This is a genomic window from Actinomadura sp. 7K507 (assembly GCF_004348425.1).
Lineage (GTDB): Bacteria > Actinomycetota > Actinomycetes > Streptosporangiales > Streptosporangiaceae > Spirillospora.
Genome location: NZ_SMKK01000119.1, coordinates 13,302 through 27,337, shown reverse-complemented (window position 1 = coordinate 27,337; position 14,036 = coordinate 13,302). Strand labels below are relative to the sequence as shown.

Annotated in this window: 13 protein-coding genes and 1 pseudogene; 9 read left to right on the top strand and 5 right to left on the bottom strand. The window is 72.5% G+C overall.

Going from position 1 to position 14,036, the window contains the following annotated elements:
* Both E1285_RS25310 and E1285_RS25305 read right to left on the bottom strand, forming a co-directional pair.
* Positions 1 to 229, bottom strand: a pseudogene (locus E1285_RS25310) (hypothetical protein); the annotation flags it as partial.
* A 61-nt stretch (positions 230 to 290) separates the two neighbouring features.
* Positions 291 to 1,850, bottom strand: coding sequence for a hypothetical protein (locus tag E1285_RS25305; protein WP_132156233.1), 1,560 nt, complete (start codon positions 1,848 to 1,850; stop codon positions 291 to 293).
* Between the two features lie 103 nt (positions 1,851 to 1,953).
* On the opposite strand from E1285_RS25305, the gene E1285_RS25300 reads away from it, so the two are divergent.
* Positions 1,954 to 2,649, top strand: coding sequence for an HAD family hydrolase (locus E1285_RS25300; protein ID WP_132156231.1), 696 nt, complete (start codon positions 1,954 to 1,956; stop codon positions 2,647 to 2,649).
* A 12-nt stretch (positions 2,650 to 2,661) separates the two neighbouring features.
* On the opposite strand, the gene E1285_RS25295 is transcribed toward E1285_RS25300, so the two are convergent.
* The 3 genes from E1285_RS25295 to E1285_RS47595 all read right to left on the bottom strand — a co-directional run bounded on the left by E1285_RS25295 (position 2,662) and on the right by E1285_RS47595 (position 5,224).
* Positions 2,662 to 3,726, bottom strand: coding sequence for an SAM-dependent methyltransferase (locus tag E1285_RS25295; protein ID WP_132156229.1), 1,065 nt, complete (start codon positions 3,724 to 3,726; stop codon positions 2,662 to 2,664).
* Positions 3,727 to 3,826: 100 nt separating this feature from the next.
* Entirely contained in the window at positions 3,827 to 4,162 is a 336-nt protein-coding gene (locus E1285_RS25290; RefSeq protein ID WP_132156228.1) for a hypothetical protein, read from the bottom strand.
* A 78-nt stretch (positions 4,163 to 4,240) separates the two neighbouring features.
* Positions 4,241 to 5,224: a ferritin-like domain-containing protein gene (locus E1285_RS47595; protein WP_243723036.1), complete on the bottom strand. Its 984-nt coding sequence runs from the start codon at positions 5,222 to 5,224 to the stop codon at positions 4,241 to 4,243.
* Between the two features lie 379 nt (positions 5,225 to 5,603).
* On the opposite strand from E1285_RS47595, the gene rimP reads away from it, so the two are divergent.
* The 8 genes from rimP (at position 5,604) to truB (ending at position 13,987) form a co-directional block, all read left to right on the top strand.
* Positions 5,604 to 6,146, top strand: a complete 543-nt coding sequence (rimP, locus tag E1285_RS25280; RefSeq protein ID WP_243723038.1) for a ribosome maturation factor RimP — start codon at positions 5,604 to 5,606, stop codon at positions 6,144 to 6,146.
* Between the two features lie 25 nt (positions 6,147 to 6,171).
* On the top strand, positions 6,172 to 7,221 hold the full coding sequence (nusA, locus tag E1285_RS25275) for a transcription termination factor NusA (protein WP_132156226.1): 1,050 nt from the start codon (positions 6,172 to 6,174) through the stop codon (positions 7,219 to 7,221).
* A complete protein-coding gene (locus E1285_RS25270) occupies positions 7,187 to 7,528 on the top strand; it encodes a YlxR family protein (RefSeq protein WP_347814100.1) in 342 nt (113 codons plus the stop codon). Before nusA ends, E1285_RS25270 begins: the two co-directional genes overlap by 35 nt.
* Positions 7,529 to 7,636: 108 nt before the next feature.
* Complete coding sequence (infB, locus tag E1285_RS25265; RefSeq protein WP_132156224.1) at positions 7,637 to 10,723, top strand: translation initiation factor IF-2; 3,087 nt, start codon at positions 7,637 to 7,639, stop codon at positions 10,721 to 10,723.
* A gap of 283 nt (positions 10,724 to 11,006) precedes the next feature.
* On the top strand, positions 11,007 to 11,315 hold the full coding sequence (locus E1285_RS47590) for a DUF503 domain-containing protein (RefSeq protein WP_279510092.1): 309 nt from the start codon (positions 11,007 to 11,009) through the stop codon (positions 11,313 to 11,315).
* Positions 11,316 to 11,389: 74 nt separating this feature from the next.
* Positions 11,390 to 11,926 (top strand): 30S ribosome-binding factor RbfA, encoded by a 537-nt coding sequence (gene rbfA, locus E1285_RS25255; RefSeq protein WP_132156223.1) that lies wholly within the window; start codon positions 11,390 to 11,392, stop codon positions 11,924 to 11,926.
* Positions 11,923 to 13,092, top strand: coding sequence for a bifunctional oligoribonuclease/PAP phosphatase NrnA (locus E1285_RS25250; protein WP_243723035.1), 1,170 nt, complete (start codon positions 11,923 to 11,925; stop codon positions 13,090 to 13,092). The genes rbfA and E1285_RS25250 overlap by 4 nt, the downstream gene beginning before the upstream one ends.
* A 13-nt stretch (positions 13,093 to 13,105) precedes the next feature.
* A complete protein-coding gene (gene truB / locus E1285_RS25245; RefSeq protein WP_132156222.1) occupies positions 13,106 to 13,987 on the top strand; it encodes a tRNA pseudouridine(55) synthase TruB in 882 nt (293 codons plus the stop codon).
* The last annotated feature ends 49 nt before the right edge of the window (positions 13,988 to 14,036 follow it).

The following is a 14,036-nucleotide window of genomic DNA, read 5'->3' as shown; positions in this document are numbered from 1 at the left end:
GGGTGTCGGGGTGGGGGCGCTCCTCTTCGCCCTCCCGGGCCGTCTGCCGTTCGTGCTCGGTGATGCCGAGGCCGTCCCTGCTCTGCTCGGGCTCCTCGATCGTCAGGTCCTCGGGCGGGTCGGTCACGTACTCCTCGGTCAGGGCGATCTCCTCGTCCTGATCGTTGTCGCCCATGTCGTCGATGTCCTCGCGGAAGTCGCGGGTCTCACCGGGCTTGCGTGCCCTCATGCCTCCTCCACGGTCCTGCTCGGTTCCGCTGATCGGACCGGTATCCCCGCTGACCGCCTCCCTACTCCCGATCGCGGACGGCGACGAGCCCGCCGATCACGCCCACGTACGCGGTGCCGTCCGGGCCGATGTTGATCGGCGCCCAGTTGTTGTCGAACCACTTGCCGGGCCCCGTCAGCACCTTGTAGACGGTCCGTCCCGTGTGGACGTCCACCGCCGTCAAGTACCAGGCGTCGATGAAGTCGTTGCGCGGCTCCTTCGTGTAGAGGTAGAGCAGCCCGGCGGGGACGGAGACCTTGGGCACGGTGGACGGCGATCGTTCCTCGCTCGTCCAGACGGTCTCGCAGCCGCTGCCGCCCGGCTTGACGTCCACGCGGCTGACACCGCCCACGGACGAGCCCCCCGGCGGAAGCTCGAAGAAGTTGCGGTAGCCGTAGTTGTTCTCTACGAGCAGGCTGTTGCCGTACCCGACCAGCGAGTTGTCCGTCGCGCTCGCCCCGCTGCCGAACACCGGGATCCGGCAGACCATCCGCCCGTCGGCCCTGCGGCGGACGATCACGTGCATGCGGTCGTCGGCGTTGTCGGTGATCGCCACGTACCCGTCGCCGAAGAACGTGGGGGTCGTTCCCGAACCCTGGTCGATCTGGCCCGGCTTGCGCCCGCTGCCCCGGTCGTACGCCTCGCGCCAGATGACCTCGGGGGTGCCGTTCTCGTCCGCCCGCATCTGGTAGAGCGCGTGGTCGGACACGATCGACACACCGTCTTCGGCCGTCGCGAACGAGTTCTGGATGCTCTCGCCTTGGAGCCGCGTCATCTGGACGGTGCCGGAGTCAGGGTCGACGGTGCCGATCCGCCCGTTCCGCGTGACCCACCAGATGAGGCCGTCCCAGTCGGGGCCGACGGAGGTGATGGGGTCGCATTCGCCCTTCGGCCACGGGTTGGTCCAGGTGGCGCAGTCGTGGGGGAGGTGGCCGCTCAGATCCCAGTCGTCGGTCACCTTGAAGCGCCATTCGCCGTCCGGGCCCTTCTCGTGCGCGAACCGCCGCAAGTGGAAGGCCGAGTCGGCCAGAACGGCGCGGTCCTGCGGGTCCAGGTAGTAGTAGGCGCCGCCGGAGGTGTCGGTGAGCACCTTGTCCAGGCTCAGCGAGAACACCGCCTGGACGGTGGACGGCCTGGGCGGCAGGTCGTACGTGGCGAGATCCTTCAGCGTCTTCGGGTCGATCAGCCGCAGCACGAAGTTCTGCCCGCGCGTGCACTGAGCCACGATCAGGCCCGTGCGTCGGGCGAACGTCACCGTCGAGCACAGCCCCGGGAGGCCGCCGCCCTTCGCCTCGTTGAGCACCTCGGGGTCGCGTCCGAGCGGCCCGAGGAACGGGTAGGTGTCGGACGCGTAGCTGTCGGCGTGCATGGACGACAACCCGACCGGCCCCTGATGGGGATTGGCCGGAATGGGACGTCCCTCCAGCGGCTTCGGCGTCGCGGGGCCGCCGATGTAGGCCGGTACGAAACCGCGTCCCGGGCCGTCGGGAATCGGGTCCGCCGCCGCCGGCGCGGCGACACCGGCCATGCCGGTGAGGAGCAGGGCGACGGAGAGGAAGGCGGCGAGCAGGGATCTGCGCATGCGGGCTCCTAGCTGGGCGTCGGTGACCCGGTCGCGCCCGCCGGGACGATCCACCACGTAAAAGAGTGATCGTTCGCGGCGTCCGGATGGTTACGATCCGGGCATGGGCGTACAAGCTGTGATCTTCGACTGGGGCGGCACCCTGACCCCCTGGCACGACCTCGAACTGGCCGACATGTGGCGCGCGATCTGCTCCGCCCACCTTCCCCCGGACGACGTCGAGAAGGCGGCGGCCGCGCTCGCCGAAGCGGAGCTGGAACTCGCGCGCCGCGGCACCGACGAGCACCGCAGCGCCACGCTCGCCGAGGCGTTCGAGATGGCCGGGATCGAGCCCACCGACGCGATGCTGGACTCCCACTTCGAGACCTGGACCCCGCACACCCACACCGACCCCGCCGTCCCCGGGCTGTTCCACGCTCTCCGCGGCCACGGCATCAAGATCGGAATTCTGTCCAACACCATCTGCACGCGCGAGTGGCACGAGCGCGTCTTCGCCCGCGACGACGTCCTCGGCCTGCTCGACGGCGCCGTCTACTCCAGCGAGATCCCCTGGACCAAGCCGCACGCCGACGCGTTCCGCGCCGCTATGGACGCCGTCGGCGCCACCGACCCCGGCTCCTGCGTCTTCGTCGGCGACCGCCCCTACGACGACATCCACGGCGCCAAGTCCGCCGGGCTCCGCGCCGTCCAGATCCACCACCAGACCACCCACGCCTTCGAGCGGCCCGGCCTGATCCCGCCGGACGCCCTCATCCACGACCTGGGCGAACTGCTCCCGCACGTGGAACGCTGGATCTGACGAGCGCCGGAGTCAGCCCGGCGGCTTCTGGGCGGTGATCAGGTCCCGGGAGATGGCCTGGTCCACCCGGTGCCGGAAGTCCCGGTGGGCGCCGGAGTCGTGAACCCGGAGGCCGTTGGACGTGAGGATCTCCGCGAGATCCTCACGGCGGCCCACGAAGGCGTTCCAGGAGATCCCGACGGCTCCGCCGGGCCGCAGGAGGCGGGCCCACTCGGGCAAGGCCGCCGTGAGCAGCTCGACCGGGCTGCGGGACAGCTGCGGCTTGCCCTTGCGGCCCGGTTGCGCGCCCTTGGGGCGGCTGCCGTGCTGGACGCCGTACGGGGCGTCGGTCACGATCATGTCGAAGGAGGCCGGGCGGAAGAACCGGCCCGCGCCCAGGGAGTCGGCGTTCACGACGGTGATCTCCATCGTCTCGCCGCCCTTGTAGAGCTCCTTGGACGCGCCGAGCGTGACGTGGAGGCGGCGCCCGAGGACGGCCTTCTCGCGCCGGACGCTGGTGACCTCGGCCCGGTGCTTGACGCGGTTGTTCTTCAGCCAGGTCTTGATGAAGGCCGCGTAGGCGTCGAAGTCCTTGCCGTCGATGTCGATCCCGGCCGCGTCAAGGCCGTACATCATGGCTTGGTTGAGGGTGGTGCCGCGGCCGCACATGGGGTCGAGCACGCGGGGACGCCCCGTGATCAGGTCCATGGGGGAGTCGGTCGCCATGGCGGTCACGTTCAGCAGGAGCTTGGTGAAGTACTCGTTCGTCTTGCCGGAATACTTCTGGATGGTGAGCAGGTCACTGCCGAACAGGTCGAGAGGCCGGAGCGTGACCGGCCGGAGGAGTTCGTCCTCGATCTGGAACAGCGCGTAGAGCGACGACAGGTTCGACAGAAGGCGGACGTCCTGTTCCGACAGGTCGTCGGCGGAGAACGTCACGTACGGGACGCCGCCGATCTCCGTCTCCTCGATGTCATGGACGCGCCCACCGAGCGCCCGTTCGCTGAAAACCGTCAGCTCGGCTCGCACCAGGCCAGAGGCGGCCTGTGCATAGACCCGGTTGTGCGAGGGGGAGACGAGGAGGCCGTACGCGGTCATCCGCTTGACATTAACAGCACGCCGGCCGGGGCGGTGACCGCCGGGAGCCGCTGCCCCGGGCGGTCTCCGCGCGGCCCTTGGGCGGGCCGTTCCTCCCCGGTCAGGCTGCTCGGGCGGACCGCGTCCCGCCGTCGGAGGTGCCGGAGGCGTCGGAGGCGTCCGGGGCGGCGGGCAGGGCCCGCTTGGCGGCGGGAAGCTCCGGAGTGGCCGGTGCCTCCACGGCCGGGAGGCCGGGAAGGTGGCGGGCGGCGGCGTTCAGCAGCTCGTGAACACGGCTCTGGAGGCTGGCGAGGTCGGCCTTCGCCACATCGGCCTGGGCCTGGGCCCTGCGCGCCTGCCGGCGCGCGGCGTCCCGTTCGGCGGCGAGCCGGGTCAGCTGTTCGTGGTAGGCGGCACGCAGCTCGTCGAGAGCGCTTCCCTGCGGAGACGTGGACATGGACTCCTCCCCCCGGATGATCCCCTGTGACTGGACCAACGCGATCAATCGGGCGAATCCTTCCCGGCGTGCCGAAGATCACTCACCGGGTTCGGGACGGGGCGAAAGCGCCGCGGGGGGCAGTCCGGGAAACGCGCCCTCGGGTGCCGGGGCGCCCGCCTTGGAGCGCCAGCCGGCCGACCGCGCCAGAGCGCGCTGCGCGCTGTCGGCGGCGAACGCGCGCAGGTCGGGGGAGGAGAGCCCGGCGAGGGCGACGTACGCCGGGACGAGATCGTCCTCCAGGGCCGCCGCGAGCCGGGCGGCGCTGCGGGCCGACGTGACCTCGACCGGCAGCTCGTAGGCGGCCGCGGCGACGACCGGGGTGCCGGACAGGAGCGAGACCAGCGCGTCACGCTGCGCGCGGTGGGCGTCCCACACGGCCTTCGCCGTCTGCCGCAGCGACCCGCGCAGGCGGGCGCCGAGCACCCCGTACCCGTACACCGCCGCGTGCTCGGCCGCCAGCGCCTTCTGAACCGTCTCGGCGCCGGACTCCGACCGGACGGGCGGAGGCTCACCCGACGACATCATCGCGTGCCCCGCCTCGCAAGCGCCGATGCTGGCCAGCAGCTGCGCCAGGCCAGGGTCCGCCTTCGCGGCGTCGGCCGTGCGCGCCTTCGCGGCCCGGTCCTCCGCGTCGCGCAACGCCGCGAAGGCCTTGTTCCCGTCCGGGACCGGGGTGGCGCTCGGGGCCGGGATGGCGCCGCCCTCACCGGCGCGGTCCCCCGAACCGGGCACGTAGTGGCGTTTCAGGACGGCGAGATGCTCACGATGGTGGGCGAGGACGGGATCCAGGCGCCCGGCCCGCGACGCGTCCGCGGACCGCGCCGCCTCATAGGTGGCGACCAGGTCCTGTTCGGACGCGATCGCGCCGACCAGCGTCGGGACGTCCTTGTGCGGGACGGTCTCGGCGGCGCAGCCCGCCGCCCACGGCAGGACGAGCACGGCGCCGCCCAGCACGGCGCCCCGGCCCAGCAGCGCGCGGCGCGACACGGCGCCCGGCAAGCGCGGCACGGCCTCTGGCAAGGGAGTCTCCTCACCCGACGGTGTGGTGGTGTCGGCCCGCTGCGGTCCCGTTCTCCGGACGCGTCCATCAGGCCAGCTCAAGCATTCCATATCCGCCGCGCCGGTGAGCGGTCCGAAAAACCGCCGCGGTCCCCGGCTGTCGATAGTCTTGAGGTGTCAACGGACGGGCGGCCCACGGAACGGGCACGCCCGCGACCGCAGGCGACACAACAGAGGAGGGCCCATGAGCGTCGAGTCCCGTGGCGGCCGCGCTCAAGGGGGGCGCGACCAGAACGGGCGCCGGCAGGCCCGGCGCGACGAGGGCGGCCGCGAGCAGGGCGGGCGTGACCGGGGCGGGCACGCCGCACCGCGTCCCGCGCGCGACGCCGCCGTCTCCAAGCTGGCCGAGCTGCTCACGCCCGCGGTGAACGAGGCGGGCTTCGACCTGGAGGAGGTCGACGTGCGGCCCGCCGGCCGCCGCCGCCTCGTCAAGATCGTCGTGGACGGTGACGGCGGCGTCGGCCTCGACGACATCGCCCGGCTGAGCGAGACGGCCTCCGGGCTGCTCGACGGGTCCGACCTCATGGGGACCTCGCCGTACGTGCTGGAGGTGACCTCCCCCGGTGTCGACCGCCCCCTCACCGAGCCGCGGCACTGGCGCCGTGCCGTCGGCAGGCTGGTCGTCGCACCGCTGACGGAGGGAGGCCAGATCGAGGGCCGCGTGGTCGCGGCCGACGACGAGGCCGTCGAGATCGACGTCGTCCAGAAGCACCGGAACAAGGGAGCCGGCGCCAAGGGCGGCGGCAAGTCCGCTGGGCCCGAGACCGCACGGCGCCGGTTCGGCCTCGGCGAGCTGGGGCGCGGCCGTGTGCAGGTGGAGTTCAAGCCCGCTCCCCCCGCGGGCACGGCCGAGGTAACGCGTTCTCCGGCTGAGCCGGACTAGAGGGGGGAACCTCGTGGACATCGACATGACCGCCCTACGGGGCCTGGAAAGCGAGAAGGACATCTCGCTGGAGGTGGCCGTCAAGGCCATCGAGGACGCCCTGCTGATCGCCTACCACCGGACGGAGGGCGCGGCGCCGAAGGCGCGCGTCGAACTGGACCGGCAGAGCGGGCACGTCACGGTCTGGGCGACCGAGACGGACGAGGAGGGCGAGGCCCTCCGGGAGTACGACGACACACCGACGGGATTCGGCCGCATCGCGGCGACCACCGCCAAGCAGGTCATCCTCCAGCGTCTGCGGGACGCCGAGGACGAGCTGACGTTCGGCGAGTACGCCGGGCGCGAGGGCGACATCGTCAGCGGCATCATCCAGCAGGGCAAGGACCCGCGGAACGTGCAGGTCGACCTCGGCAAGATCGAGGCCGTCCTGCCGCCGCAGGAACAGGTGCCCGGCGAGCGCTACGAGCACGGCGAGCGGCTGCGCGCCTACGTCGTGCAGGTCCGCAAGGGGCACCGCGGCCCGTCGGTGCAGCTGTCGCGGACGCATCCGAACCTGGTGCGCAAGCTGTTCGCGCTGGAGGTCCCGGAGATCGCCGACGGGACGGTGGAGATCGCCGCGATCGCCCGCGAGGCCGGCCACCGCACCAAGATCGCGGTGCGCTCGCGCAAGACCGGCGTGAACGCCAAGGGCGCCTGCATCGGCCCGCTCGGCAGCCGGGTCCGCAACGTGATGGCGGAACTGCACGGCGAGAAGATCGACATCGTCGACTGGTCCGAGGACGCCGCGGAGTTCGTCGGGAATGCGCTGTCGCCCGCGCGGGTTTCCAGTGTGGAGGTGGTCGACGCCGACGCCCGGGTCGCCCGGGTGATCGTGCCCGACTACCAGCTGTCCCTCGCCATCGGCAAGGAGGGCCAGAACGCCCGGCTCGCCGCCCGGCTCACCGGCTGGCGGATCGACATCCGGTCCGACACCGAGCCCGACCAGACGGCGGCGAAGGCCGTCGAGACCGGCGAATCTGGATCTTCTACCCCGGAGGCGCATGCGACCGGCCCCGCCGACGCGTCGGCGCGGTAGACTCATGAGAAGTGGCCGGGCGGTCCCTGTTCGCACGTGTGCGGGCTGCCGGATTCGCACGGCCAAGTCCGACCTGCTGCGCCTGGTGGTGGTCGAGGGCGTCATCGTCCCCGACCCCCGCGGGCGGCTGCCGGGACGGGGTGCTCATCTGCATCCCGACCTGGGATGCCTCGACCTCGCAGAGCGACGTCGGGCGTTCCCGAGGGCGTTCCGCGTCCCGGGGCCGCTCGACGCCGGTGCGCTGCGAGAGAGGCTTGCGGCCCGCGCCGCGCGGCAGCAGGATGGCGAAATGGTAAGCGACGTCTAGTCGGAAGCAGGTCGAGATTGCTATGAGCGCTCGATGAGCACGCCGCGATGAGTACGGCAAGTTAGCGACGGTCCGGAGGCCGCACCCCCGGACCGAGTAGGGAGTGCAGTGGCGAAGGTCCGGGTATATGAACTCGCCAAGGAGTTCGGTGTAGAGAGCAAGGTCGTCATGGCCAAGCTCAAGGAAATGGGCGAGTTCGTAAGGTCGGCGTCCTCCACGATCGAGGCGCCGGTCGAACGCAGGCTGAAAGAAGCCTTCTCAAATTCTTCTCCCCCGAAGCAGGGGGACAATCGGGCCGCGCCGAAGAAGCCTTCGGCTCCGCGTCCCGCCGCGCCGCGTCCGGGACCGTCCGGTGGCGGCGCGTCCGATTCCCAGAACGCGCGTCCGCAGGCCCCCCGGCCGGCGGCGCCGCGCCCGGCCGGGCCCAAGCCCGGCCCCGGTGGCCCCGGTGGTCAGGGCGGCGGCCAGGGCGGTCAGGGCGGCGGCCAGGGCGGTCAGGGCGATGCCCCGAAGCCCGGCCCGCGCACGCCGGTTCCGCCGGCCCCCGGCATGCCGGTGGATGCGCCCGCGGCGCAGGGCCCGAGCGCCCCGCCCGCGGCCGGTCCCGCCGATGCCGGGGAGTCCGGTTCCGGCGGTGCCGCCGCCGGTACCGGCGACCACGCGCCCGGAGGCCCGAAGCCGGGCCCCCGCGCGCCCAAGCCCGGTCCTCGTCCCGGCCCCCGCCAGAGCGGCGGAGGCGGTGGCGGCGGACGCGGCCCCGGTGGTCCGCGTCCGGGCAACAACCCGTTCAGCTCCAACGCCTCCGGCATGGGCCAGGCGCCCAAGCCGGGTCCGCGTCCCGGTCCGCGTCCGGGCGCCGAGCGTCCCGAGCGCGGTGACCGTCCCGGCGGCGACCGGGCCGGTGGCCCGCGTCCCGCCGGCGGCGGCGGCGGTCGTCCCGGCCCCGGTCCCGGTGCCGGCGGTCCGCGTCCGAGCCCCGGCTCCGGCGCGATGCCGCCCCGGCCGGGCGGTCCGCGCCCGAGCCCGATGAACATGCCGTCCTCGCGGCCCGCGGCGCCTGGGCGCGGCGGCGGCGGCCCCGGTGGCGGCGGCGGACGCGGCCCAGGTGGCGGCGGCCGTCCCGGTGGCGGTGGCGGACGCGGCCCGGGTGGCGGCGGCCGTCCCGGTGGCGGTGGCGGTTTCGGCGGTGCCCGCCCGGGTGCCGGCGGCCGTCCGGGCGGTGGCTTCGGTCCCCGTCCCGGTGGCGGCGGCCGTGGCCGCGGCGGCACGCAGGGCGCGTTCGGCCGTCCCGGCGGACGTCCCGCACGCGGACGCAAGTCGAAGCGGGCACGTCGTCAAGAGTTCGAGAACATGCAGGCGCCCGCCGCCGGTGGCATCTCGGCTCCGCGCGGCAACGGCAAGACCATCCGGCTGCCGCAGGGCGCGACCCTGACCGACTTCGCCGAGAAGATCGGCGCCAACCCGGCGTCGCTCGTCGCGATCATGATGCACCTCGGCAAGATGGTCACCGCGACCCAGTCGGTCGACCCCGACGACCTGCAGGCCCTCGGGCTCGAGCTGGACTTCGACGTCCAGGTCGTCAGCCCCGAGGACGAGGACCGCGCACTGCTCGAGTCGTTCGACATCGAGTACGGCGAGGACGAGGGCGGCGAGGAGAACCAGCTGCCCCGCCCGCCGGTGGTCACCGTCATGGGCCACGTCGACCACGGTAAGACCAAGCTGCTGGACGCGGTCCGGTCCGCCAACGTGCAGGCGGGCGAGGCCGGCGGCATCACCCAGCACATCGGCGCCTACCAGGTCGAGACCCAGGTCGACGGCGAGGACCGCAAGATCACCTTCATCGACACCCCGGGCCACGAGGCGTTCACCGCCATGCGTGCCCGCGGTGCCGACACCACCGACCTGGTGGTGCTGGTGGTCGCCGCGGACGACGGCGTCAAGCCGCAGACCACCGAGGCGATCGACCACGCCACCGCGGCGGGGGTCCCGATCGTCGTGGCGGTCAACAAGATCGACGTCGAGGGCGCGGACACGAACCGGGTCCGGGCGCAGCTCACCGAGTACGGCCTGGTCGCCGAGGAGTTCGGCGGCTCGACCCAGTTCGTGGACGTGTCGGCCAAGCAGCGCGAGAACATCGACGGGCTGCTGGAGGCGATCGTCCTGACCGCCGACGCCGAGCTCGACCTGAAGGCCAACCCCGACATGCCCGCCCAGGGCTCGGCCATCGAGGCCCACCTGGACAAGGGCCGGGGCGCCGTGGCGACCGTGCTGGTGCAGCGCGGCACGCTGCGGGTCGGCGACTCGATCGTCTGCGGCGTGGCCAACGGCCGCGTCCGGGCGATGCTCGACGAGAACGGCAACAACGTCAAGGAGGCGGGCCCGTCCCGTCCGGTGATGGTGCTCGGCCTCGCGGCCGTGCCCGGCGCGGGCGACAACTTCCTGGTCGTCGACGACGACCGGATCGCCCGGCAGATCGCCGACAAGCGGGTGGCGCGCAAGCGCAACGCCGAACTGCTCAAGAGCCGCAAGAGCAGCTCCCTCGAGGAACTGTTCAAGGACTTCCAGGAGGGCAAGCGGCAGGAACTGCTGCTCATCCTCAAGGGCGACGTGTCCGGTTCGGTCGAGGCGCTGGAGGACTCGCTCCTCAAGATCGACGTGGGCGACGAGGTCGGCCTGCGGATCATCCGCCGCGGTGTCGGCGCGATCACGCAGGACGACGTCAACCTGTCGCTGGCGTCCGAGGAGGGCGCGGTCATCCTCGGCTTCAACGTGCGGCCGGAGCGCAACGCGCAGGATCTGGCCGACCGCGAAGGCGTGGACATCCGGTACTACTCGGTGATCTACCAGGCGATCGACGAGATCGAGGCGGCCCTCAAGGGCATGCTCAAGCCGGAGTTCGAGGAGGCCCAGCTCGGCACCGCCCAGGTCCGGGAGATCTTCAAGGTGCCGCGGATCGGCAACGTCGCCGGCTCGATGGTCACCTCGGGGATCATCCAGCGCAACGCCAAGGCGCGGCTCGTCCGCGATGGCGTCGTGGTCGCCGACAACCTCACGGTGTCGTCGCTGCGCCGCTTCAAGGAGGACGCGACCGAGGTCCGCGAGGGCTTCGAGTGCGGTATCGGTGTGGGCTACAACGACATCAAGCTCGACGATGTCATCGAGTGCTTCGAGATGCGGGAGAAGCCCCGTACCTGAGGCCTCGTGATCGGCACGAGGGTGCGCCCGCGCGGTCCCGGCCACGGCCGGGGCCGCGCGGGCGGCCGTGTCGTGCCCGGCTCGTCCGGTTCTCCGAAACAGCGTGATCGTTTAATCAGGTGACATGGCGCCAGGCGGATCTTCTAGCCTGGCGTCTGTCATACCCGGCCCGTCTCCCCGCGTCCGCCTCACCCGGCCCTGCCCGGCCGGCGGCGCGCGGCGGCCGCGCGGACCGGGAACACGGCGGGTGACCACCGTCGTTTCAACTTCTGAGGATCCTGAGGTGATCGACCAGGTGTACGTGGGTGCGCTGACGCTCGACATGCTTCTGGGGGACGTCCATTCGCTGAAGCAGAAGCGGTCCGTCCTCCGGCCCATCATCGCCGAGGTGCAGAAGCACTTCCCGGGGGTGGCCGTCGCCGAGACGGGTGAACACGACCTGTATCGCAGGGCGGAGATAGGGGTGGCGGTGGTGTCGGGCACCGCGGCCAACTGCACCCAGGTGCTCGACCAGTGCGAACGGCTGGTGGCCGGGCGCGCGGAGATCGAGCTGCTGTCCGCGCGGCAGCGGCTTTTCCATGATGAGGACTGAAGACGGGGTCGCCCCCCTCACAATGAGATATGCGTGTTCGGTCCTCACGCAGACCACAGAAAGGGAGTGCGATCATGGTGGACGCAGCTCGGGCGCGTAAGCTCGCCGACCGCATCCAGCAGATCGTGGCCGAGATGCTGGAGAGGCGGATCAAGGATCCGCGGCTCGGCTTCGTGACCGTGACGGACACCCGCATCACCAACGACCTGCGCGACGCGACCGTCTACTACACGGTGTACGGGTCGGACGGCGAGCGCGCCGAGACGGCCGCCGCGCTGGAGAGCGCCAAGGGCGTCATCCGGTCGGAGGTGGGCAGGCAGACCGGTGTCCGGCACACGCCCAGCATCACCTTCGTCATGGACTCCCTGATGGAGAACGTCGCGCACATCGACGACCTGCTGGCCCAGGCCCGCGCCAGGGACGCCGAGGTGGCGAAGGCCGCCCAGGGCGCGTCCCCGGCCGGTGAGGCCAACCCCTACCGCGAACCCGGCCCCGGCGAGGACGAAGACCTCGACGAGGACGGCGAGGACGAGGACGACGACCCGGACTTCGACGGGCACGACATCGCGGGGGACGGTGAGGACGGCCGTCCCGGGCGCCCGTCATCGTGAGCGGGACGGAGCGGCGGGCCGAGGCGCCGGGCGCCGGCTGGACCGAGGAATGCCTCCTGCACGACACGGGCGGGCATTCCGCGAGCGGCCATGACGTCGTCCCGCGCGGCGGCGGCGTCCGGGGCGGCGGCCCGCCCGTTCCCGCCGAGCGTTCGGTGCCGGAGGGCTCGTCCGGCGGCCTGGACTGGGAGCGGGCCCTCGATCTGATCCACGAGGCCCGCGAGGTCTGCCTCGCCTGCCACGTGGCCCCGGACGGGGACGCGCTCGGCTCCATGCTGGCGCTGGCGCAGGCCCTGCGCGCGCTCGGCAAGCGCTGCCTGGCGTCCTTCGGGGAGCCGTTCACGGTCCCGGCGATCCTGCGGTTCCTGCCCGGCCAGGAGATGCTGGTCGAGCCCGCCCGGATGCCCGCCGCCCCGGACCTCATGATCTCCTTGGACGCGGCCGGGCAGGCGCGGCTCGGCTCCCTGGCCGAACCCGCCGGCCGTGCCGGCGCCCTGATCGTGGTCGACCACCACGCGTCCAACACGGGGTTCGGCGGCGTGCGGCTCGTCGACCCGGACGCCGCCGCCACGGCGGTGCTGGTCGAGGAGCTGATCCGCAGGCTCGGCGTCCCCCTCGACCGCGACATCGCCCAGGGCCTGTACGCGGGCCTCGCCAGCGACACCGGCTCGTTCAAGTCCCCGTGCACCACCCCCGAGGTCCACGACCTGGCGGGACGGCTGCTGACCGCGGGCGTCCGGCCGGACGCGGTGAGCCGGGAGCTGTGGGACCGGGCGCCGTTCGGCTACCTCCAGGTCCTCGCGGGCGCGCTGGCGCGGGCCCGGCTGGAACGCGACGCCGCGGGCGGCCGCGGCCTGGTCTGGACGACGATCGCACGCTCGGACCGCGATGCCCGCGACGTCCCCTACGACCAGCTCGAAGGGGTCATCGACCAGCTCAGGCGCACGGACGAGGCCGAGGTGGCGGTCGTGTGCAAGGAGAACGACCGCGGCGAGTGGTACGTCTCCACCCGCTCGAAGGGCTCGGTCGACGTCGGCCGCGCCTGCGTCGAGCTGGGCGGGGGCGGGCACCGCCTCGCCGCCGCGTTCACCATGGGCGGGGAGCCCGCCGGCATCATCGACCGGTTGCGCGCGGCGCTGCGCGTCCCCGGTGACCCGGACGACTGACTTCGGAGCACGCGTGGACAACTCGGACAACTCAGGGCTTGCCATCGTGGACAAGCCCGCCGGCTGGACGTCGCACGACGTGGTCGGCCGGATGCGGCGGCTGGCGAAGACGCGCCGCGTCGGGCACGCGGGCACGCTGGACCCGATGGCGACCGGCGTCCTCGTCCTCGGGATCGGCAAGGCCACCCGCCTGCTCGGGCATCTCGCGCTGACCGGGAAGGGCTACGACGCGACGATCCGCCTCGGGGAGTCGACCAACACCGACGACGCCGAGGGCGAGATCACCGCGACGGCTTCGGCCGCGCAGGTCGCCGACGAGGCGCTGCGTGCGGGGGTCGCGGCGCTGACGGGGCCGATCCGGCAGGTCCCGCCGCAGGTCAGCGCGATCAAGGTGAACGGGGAGCGGGCCTACAAGATGGCGCGCAAGGGCGAGGAGGTCGCGCTCGCCGACCGCCCGGTGACCGTGCACGAGTTCTCGATCACCGGCGTGCGGCGGAACGGCGACGTGATCGATGTGGACGCGTCCGTCGCCTGTTCGTCCGGTACCTACATCCGGGCGCTGGCCCGGGACCTCGGCGCGTCCCTCGGCTGCGGCGGGCATCTGACGGCGCTGCGCCGCACCCGCGTCGGGCCCTACGACCTCGGTATGGCGCGGACGCTCGACCAGTTCGCCGAGAAGCCGGAGATCCTGCCGATGGCCGAGGCGGTCGCGGCCGTGTTCCCGCGCCGGGACGTCTCGGACGACGACGCCCGCAAGGTCGCGCACGGGGGGCGGCTTCCGGCCGCGGGACTGGGGCCCGGTCCCGTCGGTGTGTTCGCGCCCGACGGATCGCTGCTGGCCCTGGTCGAGGAGAAGGGGCAGGTCGCCAAACCCCTCGCGGTCTTCGTCTCCTGACCCGGTGCATGGGCGCGCCCGTGGCGAGCATCACCGGGGCGAGGCGATG

Excerpts from the sequence above, each read along its gene's own strand:
- E1285_RS25290 (WP_132156228.1), bottom strand. The coding sequence starts at position 4,162 with ATGTCCACGTCTCCGCAGGGAAGCGCTCTCGACGAGCTGCGTGCCGCC.
- E1285_RS25295 (WP_132156229.1), bottom strand. The coding sequence starts at position 3,726 with ATGACCGCGTACGGCCTCCTCGTCTCCCCCTCGCACAACCGGGTCTAT.
- rbfA (WP_132156223.1), top strand. The coding sequence starts at position 11,390 with ATGGTGGACGCAGCTCGGGCGCGTAAGCTCGCCGACCGCATCCAGCAG.
- E1285_RS25270 (WP_347814100.1), top strand. The coding sequence starts at position 7,187 with ATGCGACCGGCCCCGCCGACGCGTCGGCGCGGTAGACTCATGAGAAGT.
- E1285_RS25305 (WP_132156233.1), bottom strand. The coding sequence starts at position 1,850 with ATGCGCAGATCCCTGCTCGCCGCCTTCCTCTCCGTCGCCCTGCTCCTC.
- nusA (WP_132156226.1), top strand. The coding sequence starts at position 6,172 with ATGACCGCCCTACGGGGCCTGGAAAGCGAGAAGGACATCTCGCTGGAG.
- E1285_RS25300 (WP_132156231.1), top strand. The coding sequence starts at position 1,954 with ATGGGCGTACAAGCTGTGATCTTCGACTGGGGCGGCACCCTGACCCCC.